This is a genomic window from Bacilli bacterium, from assembly GCA_036381315.1.
In the GTDB taxonomy this organism is placed as follows: domain Bacteria; phylum Bacillota; class Bacilli; order Paenibacillales; family KCTC-25726; genus DASVDB01.
In genome coordinates, this window is sequence record DASVDB010000108.1 from 1 (window position 1) to 17,254 (window position 17,254).

General features: G+C 51.6%; 15 protein-coding genes and 1 pseudogene. 15 read left to right on the forward strand and 1 reads right to left on the reverse strand.

Going from position 1 to position 17,254, the window contains the following annotated elements:
• The 10 genes and pseudogenes from VF260_07885 to VF260_07930 all read left to right on the forward strand — a co-directional run.
• The coding region (locus VF260_07885; protein HEX7057099.1) for an ABC transporter substrate-binding protein at positions 1 to 281 on the forward strand (281 nt) is incomplete at its 5' end.
• Between the two features lie 99 nt (positions 282 to 380).
• Entirely contained in the window at positions 381 to 1,334 is a 954-nt protein-coding gene (locus VF260_07890) for a sugar ABC transporter permease (GenBank protein ID HEX7057100.1), read from the forward strand.
• 14 nt (positions 1,335 to 1,348) lie between these two features.
• Positions 1,349 to 2,224 carry a carbohydrate ABC transporter permease gene (locus VF260_07895; protein HEX7057101.1) on the forward strand — a complete coding sequence of 292 codons (876 nt, stop codon included), beginning with the start codon at positions 1,349 to 1,351 and terminating at the stop codon, positions 2,222 to 2,224.
• Positions 2,225 to 2,272: 48 nt separating this feature from the next.
• Complete coding sequence (locus VF260_07900) at positions 2,273 to 3,400, forward strand: hypothetical protein (GenBank protein ID HEX7057102.1); 1,128 nt, start codon at positions 2,273 to 2,275, stop codon at positions 3,398 to 3,400.
• 36 nt (positions 3,401 to 3,436) lie between these two features.
• The gene (locus VF260_07905) at positions 3,437 to 3,748 is read left to right on the forward strand and encodes a cupin domain-containing protein (protein HEX7057103.1); all 312 of its coding nucleotides are present in this window, start codon (positions 3,437 to 3,439) and stop codon (positions 3,746 to 3,748) included.
• Entirely contained in the window at positions 3,745 to 4,872 is a 1,128-nt protein-coding gene (locus VF260_07910; GenBank protein HEX7057104.1) for a glycoside hydrolase family 88 protein, read from the forward strand. The genes VF260_07905 and VF260_07910 overlap by 4 nt, the downstream gene beginning before the upstream one ends.
• Complete coding sequence (locus VF260_07915) at positions 4,869 to 5,888, forward strand: alpha/beta hydrolase family protein (protein ID HEX7057105.1); 1,020 nt, start codon at positions 4,869 to 4,871, stop codon at positions 5,886 to 5,888. The genes VF260_07910 and VF260_07915 overlap by 4 nt, the downstream gene beginning before the upstream one ends.
• A gap of 103 nt (positions 5,889 to 5,991) precedes the next feature.
• Complete coding sequence (locus VF260_07920) at positions 5,992 to 6,708, forward strand: helix-turn-helix domain-containing protein (protein ID HEX7057106.1); 717 nt, start codon at positions 5,992 to 5,994, stop codon at positions 6,706 to 6,708.
• Between the two features lie 222 nt (positions 6,709 to 6,930).
• A pseudogene (locus VF260_07925) lies at positions 6,931 to 7,521 on the forward strand (LamG-like jellyroll fold domain-containing protein).
• A gap of 129 nt (positions 7,522 to 7,650) precedes the next feature.
• Entirely contained in the window at positions 7,651 to 8,817 is a 1,167-nt protein-coding gene (locus tag VF260_07930) for a right-handed parallel beta-helix repeat-containing protein (GenBank protein HEX7057107.1), read from the forward strand.
• 61 nt (positions 8,818 to 8,878) lie between these two features.
• Here the strand turns inward: VF260_07930 and VF260_07935 are convergent, their stop codons facing one another.
• The gene (locus VF260_07935; GenBank protein HEX7057108.1) at positions 8,879 to 9,856 is read right to left on the reverse strand and encodes a LacI family DNA-binding transcriptional regulator; all 978 of its coding nucleotides are present in this window, start codon (positions 9,854 to 9,856) and stop codon (positions 8,879 to 8,881) included.
• A 147-nt stretch (positions 9,857 to 10,003) separates the two neighbouring features.
• Here VF260_07935 and VF260_07940 point away from each other — a divergent pair, with 147 nt between their 5' ends.
• The 5 genes from VF260_07940 (at position 10,004) to VF260_07960 (ending at position 17,194) form a co-directional block, all read left to right on the forward strand.
• Positions 10,004 to 11,290, forward strand: coding sequence for a Gfo/Idh/MocA family oxidoreductase (locus VF260_07940; protein HEX7057109.1), 1,287 nt, complete (start codon positions 10,004 to 10,006; stop codon positions 11,288 to 11,290).
• A gap of 27 nt (positions 11,291 to 11,317) precedes the next feature.
• Positions 11,318 to 12,133 (forward strand): sugar phosphate isomerase/epimerase, encoded by an 816-nt coding sequence (locus VF260_07945; GenBank protein HEX7057110.1) that lies wholly within the window; start codon positions 11,318 to 11,320, stop codon positions 12,131 to 12,133.
• A 4-nt stretch (positions 12,134 to 12,137) separates the two neighbouring features.
• Complete coding sequence (gene uxaC / locus VF260_07950; protein HEX7057111.1) at positions 12,138 to 13,544, forward strand: glucuronate isomerase; 1,407 nt, start codon at positions 12,138 to 12,140, stop codon at positions 13,542 to 13,544.
• 21 nt (positions 13,545 to 13,565) lie between these two features.
• Positions 13,566 to 15,050, forward strand: a complete 1,485-nt coding sequence (locus VF260_07955) for a tagaturonate epimerase family protein (GenBank protein ID HEX7057112.1) — start codon at positions 13,566 to 13,568, stop codon at positions 15,048 to 15,050.
• Positions 15,051 to 16,102: 1,052 nt separating this feature from the next.
• Positions 16,103 to 17,194, forward strand: coding sequence for a GntR family transcriptional regulator (locus tag VF260_07960; protein HEX7057113.1), 1,092 nt, complete (start codon positions 16,103 to 16,105; stop codon positions 17,192 to 17,194).
• Positions 17,195 to 17,254: the final 60 nt, after the last annotated feature.

The window sequence follows — 17,254 nt, forward strand, 5'->3', positions numbered from 1 at the left end:
ATGAAGGTTACGAGTCCATTCCGGCAATGGTTCATGCCACGGAACAGAAGATTGACAATTTGAAATACATGATCAATGACCCGGCTGCCGCGCTCGATTCCAAAACATTGGCGGAAAAAGGCACGCAACTGCAACAAATTATCAATGACGCCACCTACAAGTATATTCTTGGCGACATCGACTTAAACGGATTCCAGGCGGAAATTGAAAAATGGAAAAAGCAAGGCGGAGACCAGGTCATTCAAGAAATAAACGAATCCTATCAAAAAAGCAAAGGTTAATAAGTCGCGCTAATCATGTAGCATAAAAGGCTGCTAACAATTGGCAGCCTTTTATGTTCAACCTATCTCAGCGAAGTCGAACCAAAGGGGTTTTGGAATATGAACCTGGCTATTGCAGAAAGTTTGCCCGAGCTTAAACAGCAAAGGAAAAAGGAGACGCGCAAACGGATCCTGCGCAACAAGTGGATGTATCTGATGATTCTTCCGGGTCTCCTCTACTTCATTGTTTTTAAATACATTCCCATGTATGGGCTGATTATCGCGTTTCAGGAATATAAGCCGTACCTGGGCGTGCTAAAAAGCGATTGGGTTGGATTTGCGCAATTCCACAGGTTGTTTAATGATCCATGGTTTTGGACAATTACGAAAAATACGCTTGTTCTGTTTGTTTTAAATATTACCATTTACTTTCCGATTCCGATTATTCTGGCGTTAATGTTGAATGAAGTGCGGGTGCAGATTTTCAAACGAACGATTCAATCCATTGTTTATCTGCCTTATTTCATGTCCTGGGTTATCGTTGTCTCGATCAGTTTTGTCCTCTTGTCGGTGGACAACGGCATTGTGAACAATCTTTTGGCGGAAGCCGGATATGAAAAAATCAACTTTTTCCTCGACCCGCGATGGTTTCGCCCGATGTATATTTTGCAAAATATTTGGCGTGAGGCGGGCTGGGGCACGATTATTTATTTGGCGGCCATGGCGGGCGTTGATCCGCAGCTATACGAAGCGGCGCATATGGACGGCGCCGGGCGATTTAAACAAATGTGGCACATTACGTTGCCGTCGATTCGCAACGTCATCGTGATCATGCTGCTCCTCAGAATGGGAAATGTGCTGGAAGTCGGCTTTGAGCATGTCTATTTGCTCTTGAACGCCATGAATCGGCATGTCGGAGAAATTTACGACACATATATGTATACGGTAGGTTTGCTGCAGCAGCAATTCAGCTATACGACGGCAGTCGGATTTTTCCGGTCGGCAGTGGGCCTTATCCTGGTGGTTGTAGCCAACTGGCTGGCAAAACTGTTTAAAGAAGAAGGCATCTTCTAAAGGAGGGGAGAGAATTGGTAGAAAGCAAAACACTTTTGAGTCGTACTTTCAGCGTGGTGAACTATACCCTTCTTGTGTTGATCGGCTTGGTTACAATTCTGCCGTTTATCGATGTGGTTGCCAGTTCTTTCACGACGACAGCGGAAATTGCCCGCAAAGGTTTTGTCCTTTTTCCCAGCGAATGGAGCTTCGCGGCATACGATTATATTTTTTCCACAAGCACATTTTTGCGTTCAATCGCCAATTCCGTAGGGATAACGGTTGTCGGCACGCTGTTTAGCATGTTCATTACCTGTCTGATGTCCTACGGTTTGACCCGCCGGGATTTGGACGGGAAACGAACCATCATGTTTCTGGTCGTATTTACTTTATTGTTCCACGGATTCCTGATTCCCACGTTCCTGGTTGTAAAAGAGGTCGGGCTGATTGATTCTTATTGGTCGCTTATCCTGCCCGTTACGGTCAATGCCATGAATATGATTATCCTGCGAACCTTTTTTATGGCGCTGCCGGAAGGCTTGGAGGAATCGGCCAAAATTGACGGTTGTTCGGATTTCGGCATATTGTTCAAAATTGTTCTTCCCCTCTCGCTGCCCGCTTTGGCTACCGTGTCGCTATTTTACGCGGTTTATTATTGGAACAGTTATATCCCGGCAATCCTCTATCTGAACGATTCCGACAAGTGGCCGATTCAGGTCATTTTGCGGCAAATCGTCATCGTTGCCGACGGTTTGAGTGTGGACAATACGGCGGTTGACGAGGTTCCGCCTCCCGCGCAATCCGTAAAAATGGCGGCAATCTTTATTGCCACGTTGCCGATCTTGCTCGTTTATCCGTTTTTGCAGAAATATTTCACGAAAGGCGCGCTGATCGGTTCGTTGAAAGGTTGACGGACCGGGCGCAAAGCGTTTTCCAAGCCGCTTGGAGGGAACAATCGGATGCAGCAGTATGAATATGATTTCACCGTTCCTCTGCGCCGTATGGATCAATTATTCGCAGGATTTTTCCCATGGCTGGCCAAGCAATATGACTTTGCCAGCGGCGGCTTTTTTTATGCCGCAAGTTCCAGGCTTTCGGCAGCATTGGCGGCGGATATCGAGTCGACGGCGCAGGCGCTCAACATTTTGGAGCGAAACGGGCTTATTGCGGCTATTCCGGAATGGCTGAAGGAACGGCTCGTCCGTTTTTTTCAAGCGAAGCAAGATCCGGCGAGCGGATATTTTTATGACCGCGATCCGCTGATGCGAAAAGATGAAGTCATGGTGTCGCGGGCCATCGCGTATGCGACCGGTTCGCTGCAAAAATTGGGCGCGCCGCCGCTTTACGCTTTGCCGGTGCAAGCCTCTGCGGCGCCGGACTATCTCGCTTCCGTTGCGTCATATGCCAAGTGGCTGCGCGACATCGATCTGCGCAACAGTTGGCGCGGGTGCGACCGCATGGCTTCGTCCGGTCCGTATGTGGCGCAGCTTCCCGGGCCGGAAAAAACGGAATACATTCGCACGGCGTTAGACTATTTTGCCGAAATTCAACACCCGCAGACGGGCCTTTGGGGGGATGGCAGTTTATACTGCCGCATCTCCGGCACATTCAAGCTGCATACGTTTTATGGCAAATTCAATCGTCCCATGCCTCATGCCGAAAGCATTTACCAAAGCATTCTCAATTGCTTGCGCACGGAAAATGCGACGGATATGTGTTACATCCGCAATCCGATTAATCTGCTTACCTATTTGCGGGTTCAGATTCCTTTGCATGAACTGTATGAAATTATTGACATTACGGTTTCCAACATGGCGCGGCTGAAACGGCCGGATGGCGGCTTTTCCCGGGAAATCGGGAATTCCCCGTCTGCACCGAATGTCGCCCAGGTCAAAAACGGGGAATTTTATCCCGTCATGCCCAAACCAGTCCGTTTAAGCCTGGGGCTCTATGAGGGAGATATGAACGCGGGCACGCAGGCGCATTTGCTGCGCTTGCAATGTTACAAGCTGGCGAACCTTGCGCCGCCGCCGCTGCCGGAAGCCGCCGCGTTTTACAAATTGTTGGAAAATAATGCGCGGGCATAAACATGAAAGCAGCCTAAAAAAACGGGGGGAACAGCGATGGGAGTTGGGAAATGGGAAAATGCCGAGCCCGGGGTAAAACGTCTTATTCACCCGCCGGGAGCCAATATCATGATGATGGAAGTGCATTTTGCCCCCGGTGCGGAAGGAACCGAACACAGCCATCCGCATGAACAATTATCGTATTGTTTAAAAGGCAAGCTTCAGTTTCGCATCGACGGGGTATCCCGCCTTGTGCAAGCGGGTGACACCGTTATCATTCCAAGCGGATTGCGCCATGGTGTAAAGGCGCTGGAAGAAAGCATATTGCTGGATGTGTTTACGCCGCTCAGGGAGGATTTGCTGAAATGAACCCGGATATGAGAGAAAATGAGCAAACGTTACTATTATGGGCCAAAAGCGCGTGTGATACGTTAATCGCCCGATATGCGCCTTATGAACTGCCGCCGGCAAACCGTTGGCATTATCATCAGGGAGTGTTTTTGCACGGCATGATGCGCTTATGGGAACGAACCAAGGAGGAACGCTATTTCCAGTACGCGAAAGCTTACGTGGATCATCTGGTTGACGACAACGGCAGTTTTTTGTTCGCGCGTGACGAGCTTGACGCCATCCAGGCGGGCCTGTTGCTGTTTCCGATTTATCAGCGGACCGGAGAGCGGAAATATCGTCTCGCCGCAGAGAAATTATGCAATCTGCTTGGGACGCTGAATCGCACCTCCGAAGGCGGCTTTTGGCACAAGGACAAATATCCGAACCAAATGTGGCTGGACGGTTTGTATATGGGCGGCGTGTTTGCCGTTGTTTTTGCCGATTGTTTTGGACAAACAAACTTGTATGAAGAGGTTCTGCATCAGGAAAAGCTGATGCGCTCGCACATGAAAGATCATGCGACGGGGCTTCTGTACCATGCGTGGGATGAAAGCCGCAAGGCTCCCTGGGCGCATCCCGAAACGGGCTGCTCGCCGGAATTTTGGGGCAGATCGGTGGGCTGGTATGCGGCGGCTGTCGCCGATATACTTGAATATGTTCCCAAGGGCGCTCGCGGGCGTGATGAATTGGCCGAAGCTTTCAGGGAACTCATTAAGTCGTTGATCCGTTATCAGGATCAGCCTTCCGGGTTATGGTACCAGGTGTTGGATAAAGGAAACGAGCCGGACAACTGGTTGGAAACCTCTTGCTCCGCTTTGTTCATCTATGCGATCGCCAAAGCGGTCCGCCTGCAATGCGCCGATGAGCGTTGCCTGGCTGCCGCTAACGCCGGATTTGCCGGATTGCTTCGTAAAGTATATAAGGATGAACAAAACCATTTTGTGCTGCCCGATATTTGCATTGGCACTTCCGCCGGCGACTATCGGAATTATGTAACCCGCCCCGTAAGCAGCAACGATTTGCATGGCGTCGGCGCATTTGTGCTTGCTTGTCTGGAACTGGACAAAGCGAAAGAAAGCCTTGCATTGAAGGCGGCGACATGATGGACGGGCACCCGGATACCTTTTTTGCGAAGATCGCTCACGAGCTTCTGGAGGAACGCAATAACAAATTGTCCGCCGCAGGGTGGCATTCGTACCGAACGATGCTGCTGCGTAAGCTTCCCCAATTATTGGGGAAGTTTTCCGCACAGTTCCCCGCTATGGCGCCATCAACGCTTGAATCCGTGCATATACACTCCTATACGCGAAAATTGATTGCCTATTCCACTGCCGAGCATTTGCGCGCGACCGCCTATCTTTTGCTTCCCGATCGTCTCGCTCCGAATCCCATGGCCATCCTTGCGCTGCACGGCCACGGTGACGGCCATAAAGAAGTGGTTGGCATCAGTCATGAGGGCGCGGAGCAGCCCGCGGAAGCGGGAGATAGCCGATATTTTGCCCATAAACTGGCCATGATGGGCCATATCGTGATCGCGCCGGAAATGCTCGGCTTTGGCACAAGGAGGTGGAAGGAAAGAGCGTTTGCGGGCGAGGAGCGCTATTCGTGCTATTCGCTGGCGACACAATTGCTGTTGTGCGGGAAGACGCTTGCCGGGCTAAGGGTGTTCGAAGCGAGACGTGCCATTGATCTGTTGCCGGAATTGACGGGGGGACAAGCCCGGCGGATCGGCTGCGTTGGTTTTTCCGGCGGCGGGATGATCGCCGCGCTTGTGTCCGCTTTGGATAAGCGAATTTGTAAAACGGTGATTTCTGGTTATACCAACACGTTTCAGGGCAGCATCATGTCCGTTCGCCATTGTTTGGACAATTATATTCCCGGAATTCTTAAGCTTGCGGAAATGCCGGACATCATCGGCCTGATCGCCCCCAGACCGTTGTTTGTGGAGGCGGGCGCAAACGATCCGCTTTTCCCGGTAAAGCATGTTCGGCAAGCATATTCCCGGCTAACGGAGATTTATCGGCATTATCATGCCGAACGGCAGTTGGCGCTCGATATTTTTCCGGGCAAGCATGAGTTTTCCGGCAGGCGCTCGCTTGCATGGCTCGTTGCGGATTAGGCGGAAATACGCTGCAGACAATTAACGGGTGAAGGGAGGGAGGTTAAAAACAGCCGTACCAACTCGGTTTTTTTGAATGTTCATTTGCCAGGGAGGGGGACGAATGTTTGCCGTACAGTTCGTGAATGAAGGGAAAATTTTGTTTGCCGGCATCGCGTCTGTGATTGATTGGGAACGGCTTAAGCCGGTATTGGTCGAAAAAACGCGCGAGGGCCGAAAGATGTACGTATTTGTTCCGACCCAAATCGTGCAAATCGTCATAGCCGATTTGAATATGCCGGAAACGGGCGGCTTTGAGCCTGCGGCCGGGACGCCGGAGATTCGCCTCGACGGCATAATCGTTCGTGATCACGCGGAATCGGGTTATGGCTGGCGAGCGAAACAGTTTGTCGCCAAACATTATTTGTGCAAGCCGTGCGCGAAACGAACCGTTCAAGCGGCGAATGACGAGACGTTTGGCAAGCCGAATCATCGCGAGCTGATTCGCCGGGTCATGGATTATGTCGAAGCGCACCTGCAAGATGAAGCGTTAACGTTGTCGCGCCTTGCCCGCAAAGTGTTTTACATGAATCCGGATTACCTGGGAAGGTTGTTTAGGCTGGAAACCGGAATGAAGTTTTCGGAATATGTGATGCAGGCTCGAATCAAACGGGCGATTCATTTGCTGCAATCCGCGGAAACGGTCAGAATCAGCGAACTTGCCGAGAGAGTGGGATTCGGCAATAATCCGCAATATTTTAGCGTCGCCTTTAAAAAGCACACCGGAACAACGCCGAAAGAGTATGCAAGGTTGGTATGGCCCCGCCAGCGAAGCGAATGAGAAAAGGCGGAACATAGCCAAGCGCGATGTCCGGTCAAGTCTGATTTTTCTAAAAAACAGTCTGATTTTTGCGAAGTAAAATTCAGTAAAATTTTATATTCTTAAGGTGCAACGCAAATTTCCATGGGAGGTGGTATTATGCGACTCCTCTGATGGACGCGAAAAGGAGTGTTTGGACCACAGTATTGCAAAAAAAAATGAAAAGAAACGGAGGTAAATGACATGAGAAGGAAGCTTTTCAAACGTCACTTCGCTCTTTGCCTGAGTCTTGTGCTCGCATTGTCCTTGTTCGCGATTTATCCGGCCAGCGCGGCAACTTTGTTCAGCGACGATTTCAACGACGGCAACGCCAACGGATGGACGGCGGGAGGCACAAAATACGACGATTGGTCGGTCGTTTCCGACAACGGCAACTACGTCCTGTACTCGTCCAGCACGAATGAAGGGCGTATCGGTGCGGGCAGTCAATCATGGACCAATTACAGCGTGGAAGCAAAAGTGAAGGTGGAAAACTTCAATGGTTCCAACAGGGCTTACGTGAACGGCAGATATAGAGACGGGAACAATTATTATGCGGCGTCCTTAACGGGTGGCAACAAGCTGGAACTGCGGAAAAAAGTAAGCGGCAGCAGTTCGACGCTCGCCTCGAAGGCGTACACGCTTGCGACCGGCACCTGGTATACCGTTAAATTGGAAATGTCCGGCTCGACGCTGAAAATGTATGTCAACGGCAATCTGGAATTGCAAGCTACCGATAGCAGCATCGCTTCCGGCGGAATCGGTCTCGTCGCTTACAAAACGGTTACGAAATACGACGACGTTGTCGTGTCCGACGCCGGCGGTTCTACGCCTACTCCGACGCCAACGCCTACGCCAACACCTACGCCGACACCAACGCCAACACCGACACAAACACCGACTCCCCCGCCTGTATCGGGAGCGATTTATGTCGCTCCGAATGGTTCTTCCGGCAATCCCGGGACCATCAGCAGCCCGACGACTCTTGCTTCCGCCATAACGAGAGTCGCCCCGGGAGGCACGATCTATATGCGCGGCGGCACTTATTACTTTTCACAAACCGTGATTATCGAACACGATAACAGCGGCACGAATGGCAATTTGAAGCATTTGTTCGCGTATGGCAGCGAAAAACCCGTGCTGGATTTTTCCGCGGAGTCGTTTGATTCATCCAACCGCGGTTTGCAGGTGCACGGAAACTACTGGCATGTAAAGGGGCTAGAAGTGAAGGGAGCAGGAGATAACGGCATCTTTATCGGCGGCAGTCATAACATCATTGAGAACGTGGAAACGCATCATAACCGGGATACGGGGCTGCAACTCTCCCGTTACAGTTCATCGCTTACCAATATTGCCGACTGGCCCAGTTATAATCTGATATTAAACAGCTATTCGCACGATAACTACGATCCGGACAACGGCGAGGATGCCGACGGCTTTGCCGCCAAACTGACCGTGGGCGTAGGCAACGTCTTCGACGGGTGCATCTCCGCTTACAACGTGGATGACGGATGGGATCTTTACACGAAGTCGGATACCGGTCCGATCGGACCCGTTACGATTAAAAACAGCGTCGCCTACCGGAACGGCCAAACATCCGACGGCGGCACAACCACCGATAGCGACGGCAACGGCTTTAAACTGGGCGGCAGCGACATTCCGGTGAACCACATCGTGGAAAATAATGTCGCCTTTATGAACAAAAAACACGGCTTTACGTTCAACAGCAACCCCGGATCGATCACAATGAAAAACAATACGTCCTGGAATAACGGAATCGACGCGGGCAGCAATTTTGCCTTTAATGAAGGCACGCATCAATTTATAAACAATTTGTCGTTCGATGGCGATGCCAGCGATAAAACAAGTGGAACCGATGTGCAAAATTCGAACGTGTGGTGGAAAAACGGCGCCAGCACGAACGGCAAAGGCCTGGTCGTAAGCGCGGCCGATTTCGTCAGCTTGACGCCGACAGTCAGCCGCAATGCCGACGGTTCGCCCAATCTCGGGAATTTCCTGAAGCTTGCGTCAGGCAGCGACTTGAAGGGCGCCGGCGTTAATGGGCAGGATATCGGGGCGATTTTCGATTAAGCTATTGCTGTTATGCCAAAATCTCGCCTGAAGCGCTTGCTTTGGGCGGGATTTTTCTCTGTTATGCGCGCGCGGTCGATGCCCGGATTACGATTTCCGGTTTAAGCGAAATCGTTTCGGGATGCGGCTTACCTTCGGCAAGATCGGCAAGCGAACGGGCGATCTGTTCCGCTATCGTGTTTATTTCCACGCCAACGGCGCTGACGGGAATATCCAAAGCGTCCATCTGCGGGATATTGTCGTAGCTGATGAGCGAAAGCTGCTCCGGGATGCGTATGCCCAATTCGTGCGCCGCGCGCAAAATGCCGCGCGTCAGGTCATAGCTGCCGCTAATCATTGCCGTTGGACGCTCTTCGGAAAGAAAGAGCGCCTTGGCGGCATGATAGCCGTCGATGGAATCCAGTCGGGCGACCGGAATCACTTTCCCGGTCAAACTCGCGTTACGCATTTGTGTCGTAAAGGCATTGACCTTCTCCATTTGCAGTAGATCGGTATAGGGCGGGTTGCCGATATAAGCGATCGATTGGTGGCCCAGTTGAACAAGATGCTGTATGGCAAGATTTATGGCCGTCTTACGTTCACAATCGATTGTCGGATACGGCGTCGTGCCGGCGATCCCGTAGTACAGCACGGGAATCTGCGCAGCAAACGTATGCTTGTTAAACAAAGATTGATCACGATCGTAAAAAAGCAGAATCGCATCAACCTTAAATCGGTGGAAGGCGGCAAGCGCCGTCTCGAACCGGTTAATGGACAGCATCATCGTAAAACCCCGGTCTTCCAGTAAATCATTTACTTTGGTGATCAGAACGGAAGGGGTCATCCGTTCCAGCGACGGCCAAATAACGCCAAATGAGCCGCTTTTGTTGGAAACCAGCTTGCGAGCGGCGATATTGGGGATATAGCCCATTTGCCCGGCAATCGCAACAATTTTCTGCTTTGTGCTTTCTTTCACAAGAGGGCTGTTGCGAAGCGCTTTCGAAACCGTGGAGAAACTGACGCCAGCCCGTTCGGCAATATCTTTGATCGTTACTGTCATGTCGGGCCCCCTTTTTTCGAATATATCTTTATCAAAAAAGATTTGGCCTTGCTTGTCAAGTGCGCGATTATTTCGTTGACAAACGGCGCGCGCATCTTTTACAATTCAAAATAACAACGTTGTTATTTTAATGGAGGTGCGATTTTTTTGGTAAAACGGTATGCGGTTTGCGGCGTCAGCAATCGGGCTATCGGAATGTTTATTACCCCGCTTGTCAAAACATTCGCCGATCGCGGCGAAGTTGTTGCGCTGCTGGATGCTGATCCGCGCAGATTTGCGGTGTGCAAGGCGAGATGTCCGCAATTGCGCGATGTGAAACAATATGCGCCGGACCAATTCGCGCAAATGATTGCAGAAACCAAACCGGACGCGGTGATCGTGGCGAGCCGGGATGATACGCATGCGCACTATATTATCCAGGCTTTGTGGCATGATCTCGATGTCATCTCGGAAAAACCGATGGCCACGACAGCAGCCGATTGCCGCAAAATCATGGAAGCGGAAAAAACAAGCAAAGGAAAAGTTACCGTAACGTTCAATTACCGCTATACCCCTATTCATGTTAAGATCAAGGAACTGATTTTACAAGGAAAACTGGGCAGGATTACGAATATTGATTTGAACTGGTATATCGACACTTATCATGGCTCCAGTTATTTTATGCGCTGGAATCGCCTGCGGGAATTTTCCGGCGGACTGTCCATCCATAAAAGCTCGCATCATTTCGATCTTGTCAATTGGTGGACCGGGCAAACACCGGTGGAGGTATTTGCTTTCGGCGCCTTGAATTATTACGGTCCCGAAAGCGAATGGAATCCGCGAAAAGCGGACGGCAGGCATTGCAGCACTTGTCCCGACCGGGATAACTGCGCGTATGTCCGCCGGTGGAGCGGCCGGAGCGGAAATATGAAGGTTGAGGACGACCATATCGGAAAAGGGCTGCCTACGGAATATGCAGGCGAACAGTATACCGATTATCGTCCCGATATGTGCATATTCGACTCCGCGGTGCAAATCGAAGATACATACACCGCCACCGTGAAATACAGCAAAGGCGCCCTGCTCAGCTATTCCGTCAATTTTTCCGTCCCTTACGAGGGTTACAGGCTGGCGATTAACGGCACAAAGGGCAGGCTGGAAACGATGGAATATCATATGCCTTCCCGCGTTCCTTTTCCGGTTCCGGAACAAACAATCGATTATTTTCCGTTATTCGGCTCCAAGGAAACAATCCATGTGGTAAAACGCGCCGGCGGCCATGGCGGCGGGGATTCGGCCATACAGGAAGATTTGTTTATGGGTCCCGATCCCGGGGCGGCGTTTCCGATCCTGTCGGGCAGTTCGGACGGCAGTTATTCCGTCGCGACGGGGGAAGCCGTGTGGCGCTCCGTCAAGGAAAACCGGCCGGTGCGGATTGACGAATTGTTATTTTAAATAAGCGGTATTGTGGAGGTGGAAGCCATGTCCCTGGGGGTGTTGGCGCATTGTTTCGGCAAGCTGCCCTGTGCTAAGCTCGCCGAAAAAATTGGCCGCAGCGGATTTTCTTACGTGCAATTGGCATTAACCAAAGCGCTGTCCGATTTTGATTGCGGGCCAGGCAAACTTAGCCCGGGTTTGGCCAACACGATCGCCGAACAGTTTGCAAGGCACGGCGTGCGCATTCCGGTGCTGGGCTGCTATGTCAATTTGCTCGATTCCGATCGGACGCAATATCGCGCCAATATCGACCGTTTCAAAGAACATGTTCGGCATGCCAGGCACTTTGGTGCGGCCATTGTGGCGACAGAGTCCGGAGTGCCCGCTCCCGGAACCGATTTTGCGCAAAACTGGCAAAGGCTTAAGGAAGCGGTCGAAGAAATTGCGGAAGAAGCGGAGAAGTGGGGGATAATCGTCGGTCTGGAAGCCGCCAACAATCATTTGATCGGCTCTCCGGCGGCATTAGCCGAACTCCTGCGGCAAGTTCCGTCGTCCATGCTCGGCGTGGTATTCGATCCGTGCAATGTTTTAACAAAGGATAATGTTGCCGAACAGGATTTGGTAATGCAAGAGGCGTTCGCTCAACTCGGAGAGCGGATGGTCAGCCTGCACGCCAAAGACGTGGTCGTTGAAAAGGACGGCACCCTGCGTATCGCAGCGGCTGGAAAAGGCCATTTGAATTACGCGCTGTTTTTAAAGCTGGCGAATGAATATAAGCCGCATATATACATCACCCTGGAGCGGCTCGCCGAGTCGGAAATGGCGTATTCACGCGATTTTATCAAAAAGTTAAGGCGGTGAACCCATGAAACAGTTTTTGGATGACCGATTTTTGCTGACGAATGACACGGCGGTTGCGCTTTTTCAAAATTATGCGCAAAATCAGCCGATCATAGACTATCATTGCCATTTAAGTCCGCAGGAAATTTACCATGACAAGCAATTCCGCAATCTTGCCGAGGTTTGGCTGTACGGCGATCATTACAAATGGCGGGCGATGCGGGCGAACGGCGTTGCGGAATGTCTGGTGACAGGCGGCGAGGGCGTTTCCGATTACGATCGGTTTGTTGCCTGGGCCAAAACCGTGCCCGCTACACTCGGCAATCCGCTCTTTCATTGGTCCCATCTGGAATTGCAACGAATTTTCGGCATTGATGAGCTGATTAACGAGGAAAATGCGCCGCAAATTTGGGCAAAAGCCAATACCAAATTGAATGAGCCGGGTTTTTCCGTGCGCGATTTGATCCGGCGCGCCAACGTGGAAGTCTTGTGTACAACGGATGATCCGGCGGATTCGCTGGAATATCACGTAAAGCTTAAGGAAGCGGCCGATTTGGGATTTCGCGTCCTGCCTTCATTCCGCCCGGATAAAGCGCTGGAAATCAACCGCAAAACGTTTCTGCCGTGGATTAAAAGGTTGGGGGAAGCAGCCGGCGGGGATATTGCGTCGTATGCGGATCTGCTGCAGGCGCTCGACGCGCGTCTTGACTTTTTCCACCGTGTTGGCGGGCGAATTTCCGATCATGCGCTTGACTATGTGCCATATGCCGAAGCGACCGAAGCGCAGGCGGCGGAAGTTTTTGCCAAAGCGTTGCGGGGCGAATCGATCAGCCGGGAAGAAGAAAACCGGTACAAGACGTACACCCTGCTGTTCCTCGGCCGGCGTTATGCGGAATTGAACTGGACGATGCAGTTGCATATCAATGCGCATCGCAACAACAACACGCGGATGTTCGCCAAGCTGGGGCCGGATACCGGTTACGATTCCATCCATGATAATCTGATTGCCGAGCCGTTGACACGGCTTTTGGACAAACTCGATCAGGACGATGCCCTGCCGCGGACGATTTTATACTCGCTTAATGCCCGCGACAATGATGTGCTCGCTTCGCTCATCGGGAGTTTTCAGGGCGGCGGCATTCCCGGGAAAATGCAGTTGGGCGCGGCATGGTGGTTCAACGACACCAAAGGCGGCATGTTGAAACAGATGAACGCCTTGGCCGAAAACGGCTTGCTGAGCCGGTTTGTCGGTATGCTTACGGATTCCCGCAGTTTCCTCTCTTATACCCGCCATGAGTATTTCCGGCGCATTTTGTGCAGTCTCCTGGGCGAATGGGCGGAAAACGGAGAGGCGCCGAATGATTTGGCTTGGCTCGGCGGAATCGTGGCGGATATTTGTTACGGCAACGCAAAACGCTATTTTCAATTTTAAAGCGGGGAAAGGAGCATAACGATGAACGAATTGCTGCAGGCCATCCGGCAAAACCAGGTTAACAAAACGCAGTATGGCGCTATTAAGGTTTACCGCGAGTCGTTCGCGGCTTATGGCAATGACAAACTGCTGATGATCAAGGAGAACGGGGCCAAGAAGCTGCTTGTCGTCGGCAATGGAATATTGGCCGGAGAGTTAGTCGGCGAAGCCCAAGATGATTTTAAACTGTGTCCGCTCACGCATGCCAACCGGCTCGTATTGAATCGCTACTTTCCGTATACGGCCCCGCAAGCGTTCGGTACGCAAATCGCCACCATCGGTTTGGGCGACCGCTTAGGGGTTGCTTCCCCCGGGCATATCAAGACCGTGCGGGGAAGAGCGATTCGGCCCATTTTGGCGCAACAAAGCGTCCGCGAAATTACGCTGACCGGACGAACATTCAACGATGTTCTGGACGCGGCTTCTTTTGCCGTGTTTCAGGAAGGCTACAAAGACGGATTCGGTGCGGACGGCGATCATTTAAAGGCCGAATCCGACATTAGAATGTCGCTTGATCTGGGCTTTACGATGCTGACCCTGGACTGCTCCGAGAAAATCGACAACACCGTCGCGGGTTCGCCGCTTTCGGATATTGCCGCGCGATACGATCTTTTGCCCGCCGCAACGCGCAAGCATTTTGAAGAACGCTATGCCGGCAAGACGTTTCAGGTGGGCGGTGCGCCGCTTGCTTTCGATCAAGCGAGCGTAATGAAGTACGTGCTGATATACAGCGCCGCGATTGATTTTATGAAAAAAGTATATTTTGAATATATAACCAAGGCAGGGCGGATGATCGACTTTGAAATTTCCATCGATGAAACGTTGACGCCTACCGACCCGGCGGCCCATTTTCTTGTCGCCAACGAATTGTATGCGGACGGCGTAGCCATTCACAGCATGGCGCCGAGGTTTTGCGGCGAGTTCCAGAAAGGAATCGACTATATCGGCAATCTTGCGCAGTTTGAGCAAGAATTGAGCGTACACGCCGCGATCGCCGATCATTTCGGCTACAAGCTTAGCATCCATTCGGGCAGCGACAAGTTTGCCGTCTTTTCCTTGATTGCCAAATACACGAAAGGCCGGTTCCACCTGAAAACGGCGGGAACCAACTGGCTGGAAGCCATGCGGGTGGTGGCAAAAGTGAATCCGTCGCTGTACCGCCGCATGCATGCTTACGCGTGGGAACGCTATGGCGAAGCGCTCTCCTATTATCATGTTACAACGGACTGGAACGCGATCAAGCCGCTTTCGGAAGTGGCTGATGCGGATCTTCCCGATTATTTGCAAGACAATAACGCCCGACAACTGATTCATATCACGTACGGCATTTTGCTGCAGGCGCGGGATGATCAGGGCAATTCGCTGTTTAAAGACGAATTTTTCCGCACGCTTGATCAATTTGAAGCGGAATATGAGCAAGCCCTGATCGATCATATCGGCAAACATTTGCAATTGCTCGGGAAATAACGGCTGTACCCAACATGCGGGTTGCCGCCAAGCGGCCCAATCCTCCGCCTTTGGGCAGTCAGCTTCTTGTTGCGCTCATGAAGTGAATGTTCGCTGCAAAAGTTGTCACGCTTGGATACTGCACAACCCTAAAACATAGGGAGGCGCCTCCATGCACAACCCTCCCCGCACAGCGCCAAAACGGGGAGGCAGCCTCCTTACGCAACGCCAAAACGTTGGCTCCCCTCCCCGCCCAACGATAACGGACGCAGCAGAGGCTATTTGCCGAAAAAAGGCTGTTTAAAAATTTTTTACGGACGCCTCAGCGGCTATTCGCCTTATTTTTACCTGAATACCGTACAAAGTGCTAGAATAAGCGCGCATACGTCCGTTAAACTGGAAAACCGGGCGTAAAACACAAAATAGCCTCTGTCACGTCCGTTAGAACTGAAAGCACCCTACTATGACCGTTAATGGCCGCAAGTCGGGCTAGGCTGCAACCCGGCAAGCAGACCGAGTGTTCATCAGCCTTCTAAAAAGCCGCAAGCCGGCAAACCGACCGTGGTTTTGCGGATGAGTTACGGCTGAGTTTCCGTCGGCAAGCGTTAGGTGGCTTTAGCCACAGATCACACATTACTTTTCGGCAGGCTTTAGCCTGAACTGTCGGCTTTCAGCCGTTGGCAGAAACCACCGGCTTTTGCCGGTAGTCGTTTAGATCGTACAACGGCAAAAATGCGGATATTGACACTAGCGTTGTATAAAAGATTAATATGCAACGCTAGTTGTTTTTTTGGCCTGAACACCGCACATAGTGGGAATATAAGCCCTCCATGCCGCTCGCGCGGCACATAAGTGCCACCGCGTGTTAACGCGCAGCCGCTTCGTTGGCCCCCACACCGCTAACGCGGCACCATCGGTTAATAAAAATAGACGGGTCTGAATGCCGGCGTACTTTTGGCAAAATCGGGCGGTTCTTTGCCGCTTTTAACATGTACATACAAGTTCGCGGCTATGCTATAATAGTCACGTTATCGGATGAGACACGATGAATCCAATTTGGCTTGAGGTGAAGCATGAAGCATACACAACAGCCCAAGTATATCCAGTTGAAACGGGAAATTTTGGCATGGCTGCAAACGGGCCGCCTGCAACCGAATGATCAGATGCCGTCGGAGCATGAAATTGCCGGACGCTTTGGCATAAGCCGCCAGACCGTAAGGCATACGCTTGGCGAGTTGGTGCAGGAGGGAAGGCTGTACCGTATCCAGGGCAAAGGCACGTTCGTTTCTCCGGCAAAAAGCGGCGGGAGCCAAGGCGGACAAACGATCGCCATGCTGACCACATACATTTCCGATTATATTTTTCCCCATATCGTGCGCGGCGCGGAACTTTCGCTCAGGCAAAAAGGCTACAGCCTTTTGCTGTCCAGCACCGACAACGATAAGGAAAAAGAACTGGTCCATCTGCAGACAATTCTCGATCAGCCGCCGCGAGGATTGATAATCGAACCGACGAAAAGCGCGCTGGGCAATCCGAATTTGCCTTATTTTTTGGCACTGCGCGCGCAAGGCATCCCGTTTGTTATGATCAATGAACGATATCCCGAGATGAATTGCCCGTGCGTCAAGGTGGATGACGCATCAGGCGGATTCAAAGCGACAGAGCACCTGATTCAATTGGGGCATAAGCGCATCGCCGGATTTTTCAAAACCGACGATTTGCAAGGAGTAAACCGGCTGAAAGGATTTTTGCTCGCGCTTGAACAGTACCACGTAGCGCTGCGCCCGGAATTCGTCGTCAGCTATTCAACGGAAGAAAAAAATACAAAACCGTTTGCGGCGGCATTGGACATGCTCAAAAGAAAAGACCGGCCGACGGCGTTCGTGTGCTACAACGACGAACTGGCCGTGAAGCTGTTGGATGCGATCAGGCTGGTCGGATTAACCGTCCCGAGACAATTATCCATCACAGGATTTGACGATTCGAGCCTGGCGACCGCATCGGAAATCAAGCTGACAACGTTGACGCATCCCAAAGCGGATCTGGGCGCGAAAGCGACGGAGATGCTGCTTGACATGATCGCGGGCAGACCGGACGGGCAGCCGCAAGATTTTGTCTATGCGCCGGAGTTGGTCATTCGCGAGTCGACTTGCGCATGGCCATAACCATTCGCTGATCAAAAAATATTTTACACAGCCCATAGCAAAAGTTGTACGTACAAGTAT

Bases quoted from the DNA above. Each gene is read 5' to 3' on its own strand.
- VF260_07890 (HEX7057100.1), top strand. From the start codon at position 381: ATGAACCTGGCTATTGCAGAAAGTTTGCCCGAGCTTAAACAGCAAAGG.
- VF260_07900 (HEX7057102.1), top strand. From the start codon at position 2,273: ATGCAGCAGTATGAATATGATTTCACCGTTCCTCTGCGCCGTATGGAT.
- VF260_07905 (HEX7057103.1), top strand. From the start codon at position 3,437: ATGGGAGTTGGGAAATGGGAAAATGCCGAGCCCGGGGTAAAACGTCTT.
- VF260_07910 (HEX7057104.1), top strand. From the start codon at position 3,745: ATGAACCCGGATATGAGAGAAAATGAGCAAACGTTACTATTATGGGCC.
- VF260_07915 (HEX7057105.1), top strand. From the start codon at position 4,869: ATGATGGACGGGCACCCGGATACCTTTTTTGCGAAGATCGCTCACGAG.
- VF260_07920 (HEX7057106.1), top strand. From the start codon at position 5,992: ATGTTTGCCGTACAGTTCGTGAATGAAGGGAAAATTTTGTTTGCCGGC.
- VF260_07935 (HEX7057108.1), bottom strand. From the start codon at position 9,856: ATGACAGTAACGATCAAAGATATTGCCGAACGGGCTGGCGTCAGTTTC.
- VF260_07945 (HEX7057110.1), top strand. From the start codon at position 11,318: ATGTCCCTGGGGGTGTTGGCGCATTGTTTCGGCAAGCTGCCCTGTGCT.
- uxaC (HEX7057111.1), top strand. From the start codon at position 12,138: ATGAAACAGTTTTTGGATGACCGATTTTTGCTGACGAATGACACGGCG.
- VF260_07955 (HEX7057112.1), top strand. From the start codon at position 13,566: ATGAACGAATTGCTGCAGGCCATCCGGCAAAACCAGGTTAACAAAACG.
- VF260_07960 (HEX7057113.1), top strand. From the start codon at position 16,103: ATGAAGCATACACAACAGCCCAAGTATATCCAGTTGAAACGGGAAATT.